This is a genomic window from Cyanobium sp. T1B-Tous, assembly GCF_024345475.1.
Lineage (GTDB): Bacteria > Cyanobacteriota > Cyanobacteriia > PCC-6307 > Cyanobiaceae > Cyanobium_A.
Genome location: NZ_JAGQBE010000017.1, coordinates 1 through 16759 on the forward strand (window position 1 = coordinate 1; position 16759 = coordinate 16759).

Genomic DNA, 16759 nt, shown 5'->3' on the forward strand with positions numbered 1-16759 from the left:
ACACTCTTTCCCTACCGACCTCTTCCGATCTGATCTGGCCCAGGTGGCCACCGGGCCCGATTTCCTGCGCAACCTCCAGACCAATGCCCCCGGGATTGCCGCGGTGACCGCTCCCTTTGCTCCGCTCACCGGGCGTGGCGGAGAGGCCAACGTGGCGGTGATGAACCTGGTGGTGCCTCAGCAGAGCGCCCTGGCGGCCGAGGCGGCGCGCTTTGCGCTCCATCTCACCAATGGCCCCAACCAGCTGGCCTTCGCCGAGCAGGCGCGGGTGCTGCCCTCCAACCGCCAGGCCCTGCTGCAGCTGGAGGCCTCCCTGGGGGCGGCCAGCGGTGCGGGGACGCCGCAGGAGCAGCTGGTGCAGCGCGCCCGGCTGCTCTCCGCCCAGACCCTGCGCCGGGCCCGGGTGCTGGTGCCGGCCAGTCCGGGGGTGAAGCGGCTGCAGGCCATCGTGTACACCCAGCTGCAGCGCGCCATGCTCGGGCAGGTGGGCAGTGATGCGGCCCTGGCGGCAGCGGCTGACGACTGGAACCGCTATGCCCGGGCCCGCTGGGGCTGATATCAGCATTGCCGGTTTCTGTCTGTTTCTGCAGAAATCCTTAAAAAGGGTCAGATGGGCTCTGGCGGCGGCGTTCTGGGGGCTGACCAGGGGGCGTGTGCAGGGGTATGGTTGCGATTCTTCATCCCGGCGTCCCGCCCATGCCCTCGGAGGACAGGCCCAGTTCGGGGGATCGGGGGTTCCATCCGGCAGCGTCAGAGCCGTTCACGGAAGCCTCTCCCGAATCGTTGGGTGCTCCGCCGGCTGAGCCGAAGGCCACCGTAATGGTGGTGGACGACGAGGCGGCCGTGCGCCGGGTGCTGGTGATGCGCCTGCAGCTCGCGGGCTATCGGGTGATCTGCGCGGAAGACGGGGAGGAGGCCCTCAGCCTGTTCCACCAGGAGCAGCCCGATCTCGTCGTGCTCGACGTGATGCTGCCCAAGCTCGACGGCTTCGCGGTGTGCCGCCGCTTGCGCGCCGAATCCTGCGTGCCGATCATCTTCCTGTCGGCCCTCGACGCCATTGCCGAGCGGGTGTCAGGGCTGGATCTGGGGGCTGACGACTACCTGCCCAAGCCCTTCAGCCCCAAGGAGCTGGAAGCCCGCATCGCCACGATCCTGCGCCGGGTGGGCCGCGGTTCTGCCTCCGCAGAGCCCCGGGAGGTGCAGAGCGGCAGTGGCGTGCTGCGGGTGGGGGACCTGGTGGTGGACACCAATCGCCGCCAAGTCACCCGCGACGGTGAGCGCATCGGCCTCACCTACACCGAGTTCAGCCTGCTCGAGCTGCTGTTCCGGGAGCCGGGTCGGGTGGTTCCCCGGGCCGAGATCCTCGAGCAGCTCTGGGGCTATCCGCCCCGTCGCGCTGCCGACCTGCGGGTGGTGGATGTGTATGTCGCTCGCCTGCGGGGCAAGCTCGAGCCCGATCCGCGCAATCCGGAGCTGATCCTCACGGTGCGGGGCACCGGCTATGCCTCCCAGCGCATGGCCGACCCTGGCCTGGCGGCTAATGCCTGAGGCACAACAGCCCGGCTGACGTTCCTGCAGGATGGGCCGGTTGAGCCCCCCTGTCTGCCTTGTCGGAGCTGCGCGAGACCCGTCTGGAGAAAGCCGCAGCCTTGGCGGCCCTGGGCCAGGGGCCCTATGCCCTGCGTTTCGAGCCCACGCACCGCACCGCCGCGCTGCAGCAGGCCCACGCCGACCTGGCCAATGGCGAGGAGCGCGATCTGGCGGTGGCGGTGGCCGGCCGGGTGATGACCCGCCGGGTGATGGGCAAGCTCGCCTTCTTCACCCTGGCCGATGAGACCGGCCCCATTCAGCTGTTTATTGAGAAGGCCACCCTGGAGGCCTCCATGCCGGAGGATCCCGAGGCCTTTGCCCACCTCACCTCCCTGGTGGATGCGGGCGACCTGATCGGCGTGCAGGGCAGCCTGCGCCGCACCGACCGCGGTGAGCTGTCGGTGAAGGTGAAGGGCTGGACCATGCTCACCAAGTCGCTCCAGCCCCTGCCCGACAAATGGCATGGCCTGGCGGACGTGGAGAAGCGCTACCGCCAGCGCTACCTCGATCTGATCGTGTCGCCCGACACCCGCGAAACCTTCCGGCGCCGGGCCGTGGCGGTGAGCGCCATGCGCCGCTGGCTGGATGAGCGGGAGTTTTTGGAGATTGAAACGCCGGTGCTGCAGAGCGTGCCGGGCGGTGCCGATGCCCGGCCATTTGAGACGCACCACAACGCCCTGGATCTGCCCCTCACCCTGCGGATCGCCACCGAGCTGCACCTGAAGCGGCTGGTGGTGGGGGGCTTCGAGCGGGTGTACGAGCTGGGGCGCATCTTTCGCAACGAGGGCATCAGCACCCGCCACAACCCCGAGTTCACCTCGGTGGAGATCTACCAGGCCTATGCCGACTACACCGACATGATGCTGCTCACCGAGCAGCTGATTGCCCACGTGTGCCAGCAGGTGTGCGGCACCACCCAGATCAGCTATCAGGGCACGGAGATTGATCTGGCGCCCCCCTGGCGGCGGGCCACCATGCATCAGCTGGTGCAGGACGCCACCGGCCTGGATTTCAACAGCTTTGGTAGCCGCGAAGAGGCGGCCGCGGCGATGGGGGCCCAGGGGCTGGAGGTGCCGGCCCTGGCCGATTCCGTGGGTCGCCTGCTGGTGGAAGCCTTCGAGCAGCGGGTGGAGGCGGAGTTGATCCAGCCCACCTTCGTGATCGATTACCCCGTGGAGAATTCGCCCCTGGCCCGGGCCCACCGCAGCAAGCCGGGGATGGTGGAGCGCTTTGAGCTGTTCATCGTGGGCCGCGAAACCGCCAACGCCTTCAGCGAACTGATCGATCCGGTGGACCAGCGCCAGCGCCTGGAGGCCCAGCAGGCCCGCAAGGCTGCTGGCGACGACGAGGCCCAGCAGGTGGACGAGGATTTCCTCCAGGCCCTGGAGGTGGGCATGCCCCCCACGGGCGGCCTGGGCATTGGCATCGATCGGCTGGTGATGCTGCTCACCGACAGCCCCTCGATCCGCGATGTGATCGCCTTCCCGCTGCTGCGTCCCGAGGTGCGTCCTGAGGGCCGGCCAAGCGCAATGGGATAATGAAGCCAGTAGGCAATCTCCCCCACTTGGGGCCAGCGATTCCATGAGTGGCGAGCGCGTCGGTTTTCGCTTCAAACACGCGGATGCTGTGGTGAAGCGCAACCCGCAGGGCCGTTCGCGTCGCGGTTGGGTGATGGAGCCGGTGGAGCAGACCACCAGCCGCGGCACCAAAATGCCCGCCTACCGGATCCGCTGGCGTGACAGCGAGCGCCCCGAAATCGTGCTGCAGCACATGCTGATCGCCGATCCCGATCCCACGCCGCCGCCGGAGGGGGTGAGCCTCGTGCCCCCGGCGCCCAAGACCTGAACGTAAGCCGGCCTGAACGCAAGCCGGCCTGAACGCAAGCCAGCTGGATCAGCTCCAGCCCCGGAGCCTGTAGATCGCCAGGCCCAGGTGTTCCTTGAGCGCCAGGCTGCTTAGGTAAAGCGCCTCCGCTTCCGGCACCAGGCTCTTGAGGGTGTTGCCGGCGGTGGGTTGGCCGTAGTGGGCCCGATCGGGCAGCTGGTAATCGCAGGCCACCGGCACCACGGTCAAACCGCTGCGCTGGCGGAACGTGGCCAGGGAACGGGGCATGTGGAAGGCGCTGGTCACCAGTAGCACCCGCGTCCAGCCCCGCTGCCGGCCCAGGTGGCCGATGTCGCGGGCCTCCTCGGCCGTGGTGCGGGAGCCTGGATTGATCAGGATCCGCTCCGCCGGCAGCCCCAGCTGCTGGGCCAGATCCCTTGCCCAGAGGGCTTCCGGTGGCGCGGGATCGTTGGCCGTGAAGTTCACCCGGCCGCCGCTGGTCACCAGCAGGGGGGCCTGGCCCTGGCGCACCAGCTGCACACCGCGCAGCAGGCGGTCGCCGCCTTCCGCCACTTCGACACCCTGGCGGGGTGGCAGGGCGGGCCGCAAGCCGCCGCCTAGGACCACCACCGCATCGGCGCGGGGCAGCACCACTGGCGTCAGGGCGGCGCTGCTCTCCTCCAGGCCCCAGATCAGTTGGCGGCTGGTGAGGGGCATGGCGCAAACCCAGATAAGCCCCACCCCCGTGCCACTCAGCCAGAGGCTGGCCTGGCGCCGGCGGCCGGGGCCTTGGGGCGCCGTGGCGAGGCCGAGCAGTTGCAGCAGCAGGCCCAGGCCCAGGGGGTAGAGCAACAGCGGCAGCAGTTTGGACAGCAGAAAACCCATGCAGGGGGCTGGCGTCAGCTGCAGTGATTGTGGGCGCTCTCGGATTCTGTACAGCCTGTACGGAATTCAGGAGCCAGCCCCGTAAGCGCCTCGCTAGCGCTGCTGCCGGCGCAGCTGTTCTAGGGCCTGCTCGGCTTCGAAGGCGGCCCAGTCCTGCTCGAGGCTCGAGGCCCGGGGCGGCCTTGGCCGGTTCTCCAGCTCGCGCAGGTCACGCTCCACTGCCGCGAAGCTCACGCCCAGTTCGCCCAGCTGTTGCCAGCGTTGGCGGCCCTGCTCCATCAGACCTTGCTGGTGGGCCTCGGCGCGCTCGGCCAGGGTGGTGGCACCGGCGGCCCGGGCCTTGACCACCCGCTCCTGCCAGCGCCGAATCTCGTCGGCCAGTTGCAGCAGGGCCTGGCGCTCCTGTTCGGCCTGCCGTTGCAACTGGCGTCGCTGCCCCACCAGCCGGGCCTGGCGATCGCGTGCCCCCTGCTCCTCCAGCAGGGCCTCCTGGCTGGGGTTGGCGGCCAGGAAGGCGGCCAGTTGCTGCTCCAGCCGCGCCTCCAGTTCGTCGAGCCAACTCACGGGGCGGGCTGTCCGGCGGGGCTGGTGATCAACGGCGCTTCAATCTCTTGCTGCAGCGGGGTGATCGCGGCTTCGCGGGAGCGCAGTAGCAGTTGGGTGAGCCGGGCGACGGCCCCTTCGCCCAAATCCTGGTCGCCGATCCGGTCAAAGGCGTTGCGGTACAGCTCCTCAAGCTCGGCGATCAGGCCCTCCCGCATCTGGCGCATGGCGGCCCGTTGTTCCTCACGACCCATCGGTCTCCTGCCTCTGTTCAGGAGTCTGCCGTCACCAGCAGGTGCAGCGACAGGTCGCCGGCCGGATCGCTCCAGCGGCCGGCGCCCCGCCAGCCCGCGCTCGCGGCGAGGCTGAGGAAGGCCTCCGGGGCGTACTTGACGCTGTATTCGGTGATCAGGGGCTCGCCCGCGGCGAAGCTCCAGGCCTGCCCCGCTAGCTGCACGGTCTGGGCCTGGCGGCTCACCAGGGCCATGGCGATTCGGCTGTGCTCCGGCTGCCACTGGGCCGTGTAGGCGAAGGCGTCGGGATCGAAGTTGCCCGCTAGGTCCCGGTTGAGCCGCACCAGCAGGTTGCGGGCGAAGGCGGCGGACACGCCGGCGGCGTCGTTGTAAGCGGCCTCCAGCCGCGCCACGGCCTTGGGCTGGTCGATGCCGATCAGCAGCTGCGCCCCTAGTCCCAGCAGCTGGCTGAACTGCTGCAGCAGCCCCCGGGCTTCTGGGAGGCTGAAGTTGCCCAGGGAGCTGCCGGGGTAAAAGCCCAGCCGCCGCTGCTCATTCAGCAGGGGGTGGTCTGGCAGCTGGTGCAGCTGGGTGTAGTCGCAGCAGATGCCCAGGACGGGCACCGCCGGGTGGCGGGTCTGCAGCTCCTTGCAGGCGGGGCCGAGGTGGTCGGCGCTGATGTCGAGGGCCACGTAGGCCGGCGGCCGCAGCGCCTCTAGCAGGGGTCCCACCTTGCGGGCGTTGCCGGCGCCGAACTCCACCAGCACTCCCGCGCCCAGGGCCGCTGCCAGCTCGGGGGCCGTGGCCTGCAGCAGGGCCGTTTCGGTGCGGGTGAGGCCATATTCCGGCTGTTCGCAGATGGCCTCGAACAGCCGGGAGCCCTCGGCGTCGTAGAGCAACCAGGCCGGCAGCTGGCGGGGCTGGCGGGCCATGCCCTCCAGCACCAGCTGGTGGATGTCGGCCGGTTCGGGGTGGAGGTCGATCAGATCCATGGCAGGTGCTCCAGCTCAGGCGGCATCGCGGGCCAGGCGCAACCCCGCGGCCATCCAGCGGCTGGCTGGCGGGAAGAAGTTCCGGTAGGTGAGCCGTCCGTGCTCGGCCGGGGTGAGCACGCTGCTGCCGCGCAGCACCATCTGGGAGCTCATGAATTTGCCGTTGTATTCCCCCACGGCCCCGGCGGCGGGCGCAAAGCCCGGATAGGGCCTGTAGGGGCTAGAGGTCCACTGCCACAACAGGCCAAAGGCCTGGGGCAGCTGGGGCCCCATCAGCTCCCATTCGGCTTCGCTGGGCAGTCGCACGCCGGCCCAACGGGCGTAGGCATCGGCTTCAAACCAGCTGAGGTGGCGCACCGGCAGCTCCGCCAGCCGGGGCTGGCGACCCGCCAGGGTGAATTCCCCGTCGTCGCGCCAGTAGCGCGGCGCCTGCCAGCCCCGCGCCTGCTGAATCGCCCAGCCTTCGCTCATCCAGAGTTCGGGCCGCCGGTAACCGCCATCGGCGATGAAGGCCGCAAACTCGCGGTTGCTCACCAGCTGGCGGCTGATCGCAAAGGGATCGAGCCACTGGCGGTGACGGGGCGCTTCGTTGTCGAAATGGAAGGCACCGCCCGGGTGGCCGATCTCCACTAGCCCTCCTTCATGCTCGAGCCAGGGGCCTTCGGAACGGCTCTGCCCGTCGGTCGCTCGGGCCCGGTAGGTGGCTTCAGGCTCTGGGCCATAGGCCGGCTCCAGAGGATTGCGGCTGAAGCCATCGAGCAGGTCCATCAACAGCAGCTCCTGGTGCTGCTGCTCGTGCTGCAGGCCCAACTCCACCAGCTCCAGCTGGGGATCGCCCGGCTCCAGCTGCCCCAGCAGGGCCTGCATCGCCCCATCCAGCCGCTGCCGCCAGCCCAGCACCTCCTCGAGGGATGGGCGGCTGAGCAGGCCGCGCTGGGGGCGGGGGTGGCGGGCGCCGACGGCGTCGTAATAGCTGTTGAACAGAAAGCTCCAGGTGGCCGGAGCTGGGTCGTAGGCCAGGTGCAGCCCCCTCTCCAGCTGGGGCCGCAGCAGAAACTGCTCGAAGAACCAGGTGGTGTGGCCCAGGTGCCACTTGGGCGGGCTGGCATCGGCCATGCCCTGCAGACAGACGTCCTCGGGCTGGAGCGGGGCCACCAGGGCAAGGCTGTGCTGGCGCACCTGCGTGTAGCGCGCCCGCAGCTCTTCCCCCATCCCGCCGCTGGCAATTCAGCCTGAAATCAGGACTGACCATAGGGACCTTGCCTACGATCCCGCCACGCACAGCACGTGGGCATGGCCGGAATCACTGCAGGGTTCGTGGGCGCCGTCGGCAACACGCCCCTGATCCGGCTCGAGGCCCTGAGCGCCCTCACGGGGTGCACGATCCTCGGCAAGGCCGAGTTCATGAATCCCGGTGGCTCGGTCAAGGACCGCGCGGCCCTGGGGATCCTGCTGGAGGCGGAGGAGCAGGGCCTGCTGCAGCCAGGCGGCACGGTGGTGGAGGGCACGGCCGGCAACACCGGCATCGGCCTCACCCACCTCTGCAATGCCCGGGGCTACAAGGCCCTGATCGTCATTCCCGACACCCAGTCGGCCGAGAAGATCGGCCTGCTGCGCAGTTTGGGGGCTGAGGTGCGCACGGTGCCGGCGGTGCCGTATCGCGACCCCAACAACTACGTGAAGCTCTCGGGTCGGATCGCGGCCGAGACGCCTGGGGCCGTCTGGGCGAACCAGTTCGACAACCTGGCCAACCGCCGCGCCCACTACAACTCCACGGGCCCGGAGATCTGGCAGCAGACCGGCGGCCAGGTGGATGCCTGGGTGGCAGCCACCGGCACCGGGGGCACCTATGCCGGCGTGGCCCTGTACCTGAAGGAGCAGAACCCCCGGGTGCGCTGCGTGCTGGCCGATCCCCATGGCAGTGCCCTGCACGCCTGGGCCACCCGCGGGGAGCTCAGCAGTGAGGGCAGTTCGATCACCGAGGGGATTGGCAACAGCCGCGTCACCGCCAACCTGGAGGGCGCTCCCCTTGATGACGCCGTGCGCATCGACGACCAGACCGCCCTCGAGACGATCTACCAGCTGTTGTGGCAGGAGGGCCTGTTCCTCGGCGGCTCGGTGGGCATCAACGTGGCCGCGGCGGTCGAGACGGCCCGGCGGATGGGGCCCGGCCACACCATCGTGACCGTGCTGTGCGACAGCGGCGATCGCTACCGCTCCCGGCTCTACGACGCCGACTGGCTCGCCGGTAAGGGGCTGCACCAGCCCGAGCGCGCCCTGGCGGGAGAGGGCTGATGGCCGCACAGCAGGGTCAGGTGATCGGCGAGCGTTACCGGCTCGAAGAGGTTCTGGGTGAGGGCCCCCAGGGCGATCTCTGGCGGGCCAGCGACCAGCTGGCGGCCGAGGCCCCGATGGCCTTGCGGCTGCTCGGTCCCGAGCTCGATGGGGCCCGGGCCCGCCAGCTCTGGGGGCAGCTCCAGGGCGTGCTCCATCCCCAGGTGCCCCGATTGGGGGCTGCGATCCCCTCGGCCGAGGGGCTCTGGCTGGTGCGGGAATGGCAGGCCGGCCGCACCTACCGGCAGCTGCTCGAGGCCCGCGCCGAGCGCCAGCTGGTGTTTGGGGCCGGTGAGGTGCTGCTGCTGCTGCGTCAGCTGCTGCCGGTGTTGGCGGTGCTGCATAGCCAGGAGCTGGTGCATGGCGATCTCAGTCCCGCCAACCTGCTGCGCCGCGACAGCGACGGCCTGCCGGTGCTGCTCGATTTCGGCCTGGTGGCTGGCCTCCCGGCGGTCACGCCGGGCTATGCGCCGCCCGAGCGCGCCCGCGCGGCGGCGCCCGAGCCCTGGATGGATCTCCATGCCCTCGGGGTGGTGGCCCTGGTGCTGCTGAGCGGGGAGGAGCCCGCCCGGCTGCTGGATCCGGTGACCCTGGCCTGGCGCTGGCCCGCTGCCCTGGCGGCCGAACCTGAACTCCAGGCCCAGATCCGTCGCCTGCTGTGCCGGGAGCCCGGCGAGCGCTTTGCCTCGGCCTCCCAGGCCTTGGTGGCGTTCCAGGCCCTGCCCATGCCGGAGAGCACGGGCCCGGTGCCCCGGGCCGACCGCACCGTGGCCCTGGTGCCGCCGCCGGTGGCTCCGCCCCCCGCTCCTCCGGCCCCCCCGCCGGAGCCCCAGCTCGAGCCCCAGGTGAGCGCGCCCCCGCCGGCGTTGCCCCGTGTGGCGCCTCCCCCCCCCGCCGCGGCCGCCCAGCGCAGCCGTCTGGACGAACGGGAGGAGGCCGCCGAAGGCGGGATCTGGCCCGTGGTGATCGCCCTGGTGCTCTCGGCCGTGGTGGGCACGGCCCTGGGCTGGTGGTGGCTCAGCCGGGGCCGCCTGGCCCTGCCTACGCCGGATGCCGCCCTGCAGCTGCCCAACAGCTTGCCTCCCGCCGAGGTGGACCAGCGCCAGCAGCTGCTCAACCGGCTGCGGGCCATGCAGGTGGATCGGGGTTGGTTCCTGAAGCTGGTGGACGCCAGCCTGCTGGCCCAGTTTCCGGAGCGGGGCGGTCGCCTGCCCAGTGACTCCCTGGAGGATGCCCCCCTGCGCAAGGTGTGGAATGAATTGTCAGAGGAGTGGCTGGCCCGGGTGGAGCAACTTCCCCTCGACATCCGTCGCCGCCTCGGCAGTTACACCAATGGCGACTGGGAGCGGCGCCAGCAGTCCCTGGTGAGCCAGGGGCTCAGCTCGGCGGTGTTGCGCCAGCTGGTGTCGGGCAGCGCCCAGAGCCTGTTGCCGGGTCGGCCCGGCGCCGACATTCCCCCCGAACCCTTCCGCCAGCTCTGGTTCGCTGCGGCGGAGCAGGGCCTGGCGAATGTGCAGATCGAGGCGATTGAGGCCCAGCCGCAGGAAACCCGGGTGCTCTCGGCCCAGGTGGAGGCCGGTGGCGCCCGGTTGTTCCCGGTGCGGCTGCCGCCGGGCTACCGCCTGGTGCTGGGGGTGAATGGTTCGCCCTTGATGCAGATGAGCGTGTTCGGTCCCGACGGCGACCTGCTGGAGGCCAAGGGCCCCCTGCGGGTGGTGAGCCTGGGGGCGCAGAAGCGCTCGCCGGTGCAGCTGCTGGTGACCAACGAGGGTGTCGCCCCGGCCCTGATCACCCTGTCCCTGCGGGCGGATCCGCCGGCCCAGGCCACTCCGGAACCCCCACCGCAGGCGCCACCCGCACAGCCGGAGACGCCCCAGGCCCCCGCCGTTCAAGCGCCTGCGGCCCCGTTGGCACCCGCCAGTCCGTCGGCCCCGCCGCCACCGCCGGTGCCATCGCCAGAGAACTGATCTCGGGGTGAACCGTTCCCGGAGTGAACCGGTTTCGCAGTGAAGTCACGCCAGCCGGGGTGGTTGCTGGGTTGTGCCCTTCAGGAATCTGTACAGCCTGTACAGATTCCGGGAGCTGCAGCGGCGGGCAGGCCGCCCGCGCCGGAATTCAGAGCCTGGCGATGGCGGCCTTGGCGTCCTTGATGTCCTGCTTGCGCCGCTCCTCGTGGCGCTTGTCGTGCAGCTTGCGGCCCTTGGCCAGCCCAATCGTGAGCTTGATCCAGGAGCCTTTGAGGTGCAGGTTGAGCGGGATCAGGGTGAGGCCTTTCTGCTCGAGGGCCACCCGTAATTTCTCGATCTCGCGCCGATGGGCCAGCAGTTTGCGCACCCGCAGGGGCTCGTGGTTGAAATAGGCCCCGGCATGGCTGTGGGGCGAGATGTGCACGTTGTGAAGCTGCAGCTCCCCTTTGCGGATCAGGCAAAAGCCGTCGCGCAGGTTGCACTGGCCGGCCCGGATCGATTTCACCTCGGTGCCCACCAACTCCAGGCCGCATTCGAGCGTTTCGAGGATCTCGTACTGGTGGCGGGCGAAGCGGTTGTCGGCCAGCAGCTTGTTGGCGGCATCGCGCTGGGCCTTGGCGCCCTTCTTGCCCCCGCCCTTGGCCATCGCTGCTCCGCAACCGTCCCCTGGATCTCCCGACCCTAGGGAGCCCCCGGTACCCTCGCTGCATGGCCATTGTTTCCTCGGGATCCCCGGCGCCCCGCGGCCGCCCCAGCCGCGAGGCCAGCCCCTCGGACCTGCCGTCGCCGCCGCGTCTGGTGGACCCTGCTCCCGGGCCCGAGGAGGCTGCGGCCGGAAGGCTGACCGATGGGGTGCCGGCCTCGCGGGAAGACGGTCTGCGGCCCCGGCGGCTGGCGGACTACATCGGCCAGGGCGAGCTCAAGCAGGTGCTGGCCATCGCCGTGGAGGCCACCCGCGCCCGCCAGGAGGCGCTGGATCACGTGCTGCTCTACGGCCCACCCGGTCTGGGCAAAACCACCATGGCCCTGGTGCTGGCTGAGGAGTTGGGGGTTCGCTGCCGCATCACCAGTGCGCCGGCCCTGGAGCGCCCGCGCGACATCGTCGGCCTGCTGGTGAACCTGCAGCCCCACGAGCTGCTGTTCATCGACGAGATCCACCGGCTCAACCGGGTGGCCGAGGAAATCCTCTATCCGGCGATGGAGGACTTCCGCCTCGACCTCACCGTGGGCAAGGGCACCACGGCCCGCACCCGCAGTTTGGATTTGCCGCCCTTCACCTTGGTGGGGGCCACCACCCGGGCCGGCTCCCTGAGCTCGCCGCTGCGGGATCGCTTTGGCCTGATCCAGCGGCTGGAGTTTTACGGCCTCGACGACCTCCAGGCGATTGTGGAGCGGGCCGCGGGTCTGCTGCAGATCGCCCTGGAGCCCGATGCGGCCCTGGAAGTGGCGCGCCGTTGCCGTGGCACCCCCCGTATCGCCAATCGCCTGCTGCGCCGCGTGCGCGATGTGGCCTCGGTGCGGGGCCACGGCCGGATCGGTGCGGCGCTGGTGGCCGAGGCCCTCAGCCTGCATCGCGTCGACGATCGCGGCCTCGATGCCAGTGACCGGCGCCTGCTCACCTTGATGCTGGAGGGCTATGGCGGCGGCCCCGTGGGCCTCGACACCCTGGCCGCAGGCCTGGGCGAAGATTCCGCCACCCTCGAAGCGGTGGTGGAGCCCTACCTGCTGCAGCTGGGCTTCCTGCAGCGCACCCCCCGCGGCCGGATGGTCACGCCGGCGGGCCGCAGCCACCTGGGCTGGCCCACCGGGGCGGCGGCATGAGCGGGCTCCGGTCGTGATGGCCACCCTGATCGCCCTGCTGCTGGGTTGGCAGGTGCTGGTGGCTCCGGCGGTGGCCCCCATACCCCTGCCCCAGCTGTTTGACCAGGCCCTCAGCGCCAGCCGGCAGGGGCGCTTTGATGAGGCGCTGCCCCTCTGGAACCAGGTGCTGGAGGTGGCTCCGGGCGATGCGGCGGCCTGGAGCAACCGCGGCAACGTGCAGCTGGCCCTGGGCGATCCCCGGGCCGCCATCGCCGACCAGACCCGGGCGATGGAGCTCGATGCTGTAAGCCCTGATCCCCATCTCAACCGCGGCACCGCCGAGGAGGCCCTGGGCCAGTGGGCCGCCGCCGAGGCCGACTACCGCTGGATCCTGGAGCGGGCCCCGCAGGACGCGGGCGAACCGCGGGCTTCGGCCCTCTACAACCTCGGCAACGTGCAGGGCTCCCTGGGCGACTGGGTCGCTGCCCGCAGCAGCTTTGAGGCGGCGTCCCTGGCCCGCCCCGGCTTTGCCATGGCCCGCTCCAGTGCCGCCCTGGCCGCCTTTCAGCTGGGGGATCGGGCGGCAGCCGAGCGCGAGCTGCGCAACCTGATTCGCCGCTACCCCCTGTTTGCCGATGCCCGTGCCGCGCTCACGGCCCTGCTGTGGCAGAAGGGGGCCAGCGGTGAGGCGGAGAGCAACTGGGCCGCAGCCTCCGGCCTCGATCCGCGCTACCGCCAGCAAGAATGGTTGCGATCGACGCGGCGCTGGCCCCCCGAGCCGGTGGAAGCTCTGGCGCAATTCCTGGCCCTGTCTTCCTGAACACGGCTTCTTGAATCCGGCGACCTGAATGACGGCCACACCCTGCACCCTGAATTGGCATGAGCTGGGGCTCGACGACACCTTGGCCGCGGTGTTGCCGGAGCTGATCCAGCTGCGGCGGCACATTCACCGCCACCCCGAGCTCAGCGGCCACGAACAGCAGACGGCTGCCCTGGTGGCCGGGGAGCTGCGCCGCTGGGGCTGGCAGGTGCACGAGGGGGTCGGCCGCACTGGAGTGGTGGCTGAATTGGGGCCGCAGCGGGGTGCCGATGGCAGCCCCTCGCCCCTGGTGGCCCTGCGGGTGGACATGGATGCCCTGCCGGTGGAGGAGCGCACCGGCCTCGACTACGCCTCCACCCAGCAGGGCCTGATGCATGCCTGTGGCCACGACCTGCACACCGCCGTCGGGCTGGGGGTGGCGCGGCTGCTCGCCGGGGTGGCCGAGCGCGCACCCGAGCGGCTCACGGCCCGGGTGCGGCTGCTGTTTCAGCCGGCGGAGGAAACGGCCCAGGGCGCAGCCTGGATGATGGCCGATGGCGCCATGGAGGGGGTGGAGGCGCTGTTTGGCGTGCACGTGTTTCCCAGCCTGCCGGCGGGCACGATCGGCGTGCGCAGCGGCAGCCTCACCGCGGCGGCGGGGGAGCTGGAGGTGGAGGTGCTGGGCGAGGGCGGCCACGGCGCCCGGCCCCACCAGAGCACGGATGCCATCTGGATTGCGGCCCGGGTGGTGAGCGGCCTGCAGGAGGCGATCAGCCGCCGCCTCGATGCCCTGCACCCGGTGGTGGTGAGCTTCGGGCGAATCGAGGGGGGCAAGGCCTTCAACGTGATCGCCGACCACGTGCGTCTGCTGGGCACGGTGCGCTGCCTGGACACCGACGTGCACGCCCAGCTGCCCGGCTGGATTGAAGACACGGTGCAGGCCCTCTGCCGCGGCCATGGCGGCGAGGCCCGGGTGCGCTATCGGGTGATTTCACCGCCGGTGCACAACGATCCAGCCCTCACCGAACTGGTGGCTGACGCCGCGGTGGACCTGCTGGGCCGCTCCCAGGTGCAGTGGCTGGAGCAGCCGTCGCTCGGCGCCGAGGATTTCGCCCAGTTGCTCGAGGGCACCCGCGGCACGATGTTCCGGCTCGGCGTGGCGGGGCCCCAGGGCTGCACCCCCCTGCACAGCAACACCTTTGCCCCCGATGAGGCGGCCCTGCCGGTGGGCATCCGGGTGCTCACCTGGAGTTTGCTGCGCTGGATGGAGCGGCGCCCGTGAGGCGCCGGCCCTGGCTGCGGGGATGGCTGGCGCTGGCTTCGCCCCTGCTGATCCTGCTGGCCCTGCTGGTGTTGCTGCAGCGCCGCGGCGTCGATCGCCTGCCGGCCTTGCCAGCGCTGTTGATTGGCACGGGCCTGCTGGTCACCAGTGCCCTGGGCCGGCGGCGGCGGCGGCGGGAGCTGCTGGCGGCCCTGCGCCACGATGGAGGGGTATGACCAACTCCTCGCCTGATCTGTCCGCCCTGCGGGACGCCATCATCTCCGGCGATCCCAGCCGGGCCATGCCCGCCCTGGTGGGCCTGCGGGAGGTGCCGGTGGAGCAGGCCGTGCCCCTGTTGCTGTTGGGGCTGGAGCAGGGGATCTTCATGGTGCGCTCGCTCAGCTGTGCCGGTCTGGGCGTGAAGCAGAGCGAGGAGGGCTGGCAGGCCCTGGTGAACGCCGTGCAGCACGACGAGGATGCCAACGTGCGGGCGGAGGCCGCCAACTCCCTGGTGAGCCACTCCCTGGAGCGGGCCTGGCCCCTGCTGCGGGAGGTGTTTGCGGCCGACCAGCAGTGGTTGGTGCGCTGCAGCATCCTCGCGGCCCTGGCTGAGCAGCCCGCCATTGATCCGGCCTGGCTGCTCGATCTGGCGGCAATGGCCATCACCGACGCCGATGGCACCGTGCGGGTGGGTGGGGCCGAGATCCTGGGCCGCCTGGTGCACGACCACAGCGATGGCCAGGCCCGCGCCCTGCTGCAGCAGCTCCAGGCTGACCCCGACCACCGGGTGGTGGCCGCGGCGCTGAATGGGTTGCAGGGCTGAGCCCCAGCCGGTTACGGCCTTGCTAGGTTTCGTTTGTCACTAGGGGTGCCCCGCTGCCGGCCCAATCCGCCGTGCAGCCTCGGGCTGAGATCACACCCTCCGAACCTGATCCGGGTCATGCCGGCGCAGGGAAGTGGAAACGAACTCGGCTCGGCTCTGGACCCCCTCCGCCCACGGGCGGAACCTGTTCTTCGCCACAGCCCGTCATGCGCAGCGCCTGGATCGAGAAGCGTCGCGGCACCGCGAACTATTCCCAGATGCATTACGCCCGCCAGGGCGTGGTGACCGAAGAGATGGCCTTCGTGGCCCAGCGGGAAAACCTGCCCGAATCGCTGGTGATGGAGGAGGTGGCGCGGGGCCGGATGATCATTCCGGCCAACATCAACCACCCCAACCTGGAGCCGATGGCGATCGGCATCGCGAGCCGCTGCAAGGTGAACGCCAACATCGGCGCCTCCCCCAATGCTTCCGATCTCGATGAGGAGGTGGCCAAGTTGCGCCTGGCGGTGAAATACGGCGCCGACACGGTGATGGATCTCTCCACCGGCGGCGTGAATCTCGATGAGGTGCGCACGGCGATCATCCAGGCCTCGCCGGTGCCGATCGGCACGGTGCCGGTGTATCAGGCGCTTGAGAGCGTGCATGGCTCCATTGAGAAGCTCGACGCCGACGACTTCCTGCACATCATTGAGAAGCACTGCCAGCAGGGGGTCGATTACCAGACGATCCACGCCGGCCTGTTGATTGAGCACCTGCCGCTGGTGAAGGGTCGCATCACCGGCATCGTGAGCCGGGGTGGCGGGATCCTGGCCCAGTGGATGCTCTATCACCACAAACAGAATCCCCTGTTCACCCATTTCGATGACATCATCGAAATCTTCAAGCGCTACGACTGCACCTTCTCCCTGGGCGATTCGCTGCGGCCGGGTTGCCAGCACGACGCCTCCGATGCCGCCCAGCTGGCCGAACTGAAAACCCTGGGCCAGCTCACCCGCCGCGCCTGGGAGCACGACATTCAGGTGATGGTGGAGGGTCCGGGCCATGTGCCGATGGATCAGATCGAGTTCAACGTCAAAAAGCAGATGGAGGAGTGCAGCGAGGCCCCCTTCTATGTGCTCGGCCCGCTGGTCACCGACATTGCCCCCGGCTACGACCACATCACCAGCGCCATCGGTGCGGCCATGGCCGGTTGGTATGGCACGGCCATGCTCTGCTACGTGACCCCGAAGGAGCACCTGGGCCTGCCCAATGCCGAAGATGTGCGTGAAGGCCTGATCGCCTACAAGATCGCTGCCCACGCCGCCGACATCGCCCGCCACCGCCCCGGTGCCCGCGACCGCGACGACGAACTCAGCCGCGCCCGCTACGCCTTCGACTGGAACAAGCAGTTCGATCTCTCGCTCGATCCCGAGCGGGCCCGTGAGTATCACGACGAAACCCTGCCCGCTGACATCTACAAGCAGGCCGAGTTCTGCTCGATGTGCGGACCCAAGCACTGCCCGATGCAAACCAAGATCACCGATGAGGATCTGGCCGGCCTGGAGCAGGTGCTGGCGGAGCAGAAAGCTGGAGAGGCAGCAGCCGTCTGAGCGCGTCACATTCGCGGTCGTTCAGTGCAGCCAAGCCCGGGTTCGTCCCGGGCTTTTTTGTGCTTTTTCATCCCGATTGACGCCAACAAAAAGCCCCGCCAATTTGGCGGGGCAAGGAG

At 70.0% G+C, this 16759-nt stretch carries 17 protein-coding genes, 1 pseudogene and 1 riboswitch; of the genes and pseudogenes, 12 read left to right on the plus strand and 6 right to left on the minus strand.

Going from position 1 to position 16759, the window contains the following annotated elements; genetic code table 11:
• The 4 genes and pseudogenes from KBY71_RS06000 to KBY71_RS06015 all read left to right on the plus strand — a co-directional run.
• Nucleotides 1-556, plus strand: a pseudogene (locus tag KBY71_RS06000) (sugar ABC transporter substrate-binding protein); the annotation flags it as partial.
• Nucleotides 557-819: 263 nt separating this feature from the next.
• Complete coding sequence (gene rpaB / locus KBY71_RS06005; RefSeq protein WP_254928074.1) at nt 820-1548, plus strand: response regulator transcription factor RpaB; 729 nt, start codon at nt 820-822, stop codon at nt 1546-1548.
• 59 nt (nt 1549-1607) lie between these two features.
• Entirely contained in the window at nt 1608-3128 is a 1521-nt protein-coding gene (lysS, locus tag KBY71_RS06010) for a lysine--tRNA ligase (RefSeq protein WP_254928046.1), read from the plus strand.
• Nucleotides 3129-3171: 43 nt separating this feature from the next.
• Nucleotides 3172-3435 carry a hypothetical protein gene (locus KBY71_RS06015; protein WP_254928047.1) on the plus strand — a complete coding sequence of 88 codons (264 nt, stop codon included), beginning with the start codon at nt 3172-3174 and terminating at the stop codon, nt 3433-3435.
• A 48-nt stretch (nt 3436-3483) separates the two neighbouring features.
• Here the strand turns inward: KBY71_RS06015 and KBY71_RS06020 are convergent, their stop codons facing one another.
• The 5 genes from KBY71_RS06020 to egtB form a co-directional block, all read right to left on the minus strand.
• Complete coding sequence (locus tag KBY71_RS06020) at nt 3484-4299, minus strand: YdcF family protein (protein WP_254928048.1); 816 nt, start codon at nt 4297-4299, stop codon at nt 3484-3486.
• Nucleotides 4300-4392: 93 nt separating this feature from the next.
• Nucleotides 4393-4863, minus strand: coding sequence for a hercynine metabolism protein (locus KBY71_RS06025; RefSeq protein WP_254928049.1), 471 nt, complete (start codon nt 4861-4863; stop codon nt 4393-4395).
• Nucleotides 4860-5096 carry a hercynine metabolism small protein gene (locus tag KBY71_RS06030; RefSeq protein WP_254928050.1) on the minus strand — a complete coding sequence of 79 codons (237 nt, stop codon included), beginning with the start codon at nt 5094-5096 and terminating at the stop codon, nt 4860-4862. The genes KBY71_RS06025 and KBY71_RS06030 overlap by 4 nt, the downstream gene beginning before the upstream one ends.
• Nucleotides 5097-5113: 17 nt before the next feature.
• The gene (gene egtD / locus KBY71_RS06035) at nt 5114-6067 is read right to left on the minus strand and encodes an L-histidine N(alpha)-methyltransferase (RefSeq protein ID WP_254928051.1); all 954 of its coding nucleotides are present in this window, start codon (nt 6065-6067) and stop codon (nt 5114-5116) included.
• 15 nt (nt 6068-6082) lie between these two features.
• The gene (gene egtB / locus KBY71_RS06040) at nt 6083-7279 is read right to left on the minus strand and encodes an ergothioneine biosynthesis protein EgtB (protein WP_254928052.1); all 1197 of its coding nucleotides are present in this window, start codon (nt 7277-7279) and stop codon (nt 6083-6085) included.
• 81 nt (nt 7280-7360) lie between these two features.
• Here egtB and KBY71_RS06045 point away from each other — a divergent pair, with 81 nt between their 5' ends.
• Nucleotides 7361-8362, plus strand: coding sequence for a cysteine synthase A (locus KBY71_RS06045; RefSeq protein ID WP_254928053.1), 1002 nt, complete (start codon nt 7361-7363; stop codon nt 8360-8362).
• Nucleotides 8362-10368, plus strand: a complete 2007-nt coding sequence (locus KBY71_RS06050) for a protein kinase domain-containing protein (RefSeq protein ID WP_254928054.1) — start codon at nt 8362-8364, stop codon at nt 10366-10368. The genes KBY71_RS06045 and KBY71_RS06050 overlap by 1 nt, the downstream gene beginning before the upstream one ends.
• 148 nt (nt 10369-10516) lie before the next feature.
• Here the strand turns inward: KBY71_RS06050 and smpB are convergent, their stop codons facing one another.
• Entirely contained in the window at nt 10517-11014 is a 498-nt protein-coding gene (gene smpB, locus KBY71_RS06055; RefSeq protein ID WP_190388600.1) for an SsrA-binding protein SmpB, read from the minus strand.
• Between the two features lie 62 nt (nt 11015-11076).
• Here smpB and ruvB point away from each other — a divergent pair, with 62 nt between their 5' ends.
• The 6 genes from ruvB to thiC all read left to right on the plus strand — a co-directional run bounded on the left by ruvB (nt 11077) and on the right by thiC (nt 16640).
• Nucleotides 11077-12189, plus strand: a complete 1113-nt coding sequence (gene ruvB, locus KBY71_RS06060; RefSeq protein WP_254928055.1) for a Holliday junction branch migration DNA helicase RuvB — start codon at nt 11077-11079, stop codon at nt 12187-12189.
• Between the two features lie 16 nt (nt 12190-12205).
• The gene (locus tag KBY71_RS06065; protein WP_254928056.1) at nt 12206-12988 is read left to right on the plus strand and encodes a tetratricopeptide repeat protein; all 783 of its coding nucleotides are present in this window, start codon (nt 12206-12208) and stop codon (nt 12986-12988) included.
• Nucleotides 12989-13016: 28 nt separating this feature from the next.
• Nucleotides 13017-14249, plus strand: a complete 1233-nt coding sequence (locus tag KBY71_RS06070) for an amidohydrolase (RefSeq protein WP_254928057.1) — start codon at nt 13017-13019, stop codon at nt 14247-14249.
• On the plus strand, nt 14246-14464 hold the full coding sequence (locus KBY71_RS06075) for a DUF3188 domain-containing protein (protein WP_254928058.1): 219 nt from the start codon (nt 14246-14248) through the stop codon (nt 14462-14464). Before KBY71_RS06070 ends, KBY71_RS06075 begins: the two co-directional genes overlap by 4 nt.
• Nucleotides 14461-15051 (plus strand): HEAT repeat domain-containing protein, encoded by a 591-nt coding sequence (locus tag KBY71_RS06080; RefSeq protein WP_254928059.1) that lies wholly within the window; start codon nt 14461-14463, stop codon nt 15049-15051. Before KBY71_RS06075 ends, KBY71_RS06080 begins: the two co-directional genes overlap by 4 nt.
• A gap of 31 nt (nt 15052-15082) precedes the next feature.
• Nucleotides 15083-15200, plus strand: a riboswitch (TPP riboswitch).
• A 57-nt stretch (nt 15201-15257) separates the two neighbouring features.
• Nucleotides 15258-16640 (plus strand): phosphomethylpyrimidine synthase ThiC, encoded by a 1383-nt coding sequence (gene thiC / locus KBY71_RS06085; protein WP_254928060.1) that lies wholly within the window; start codon nt 15258-15260, stop codon nt 16638-16640.
• Nucleotides 16641-16759 lie beyond the last annotated feature (119 nt).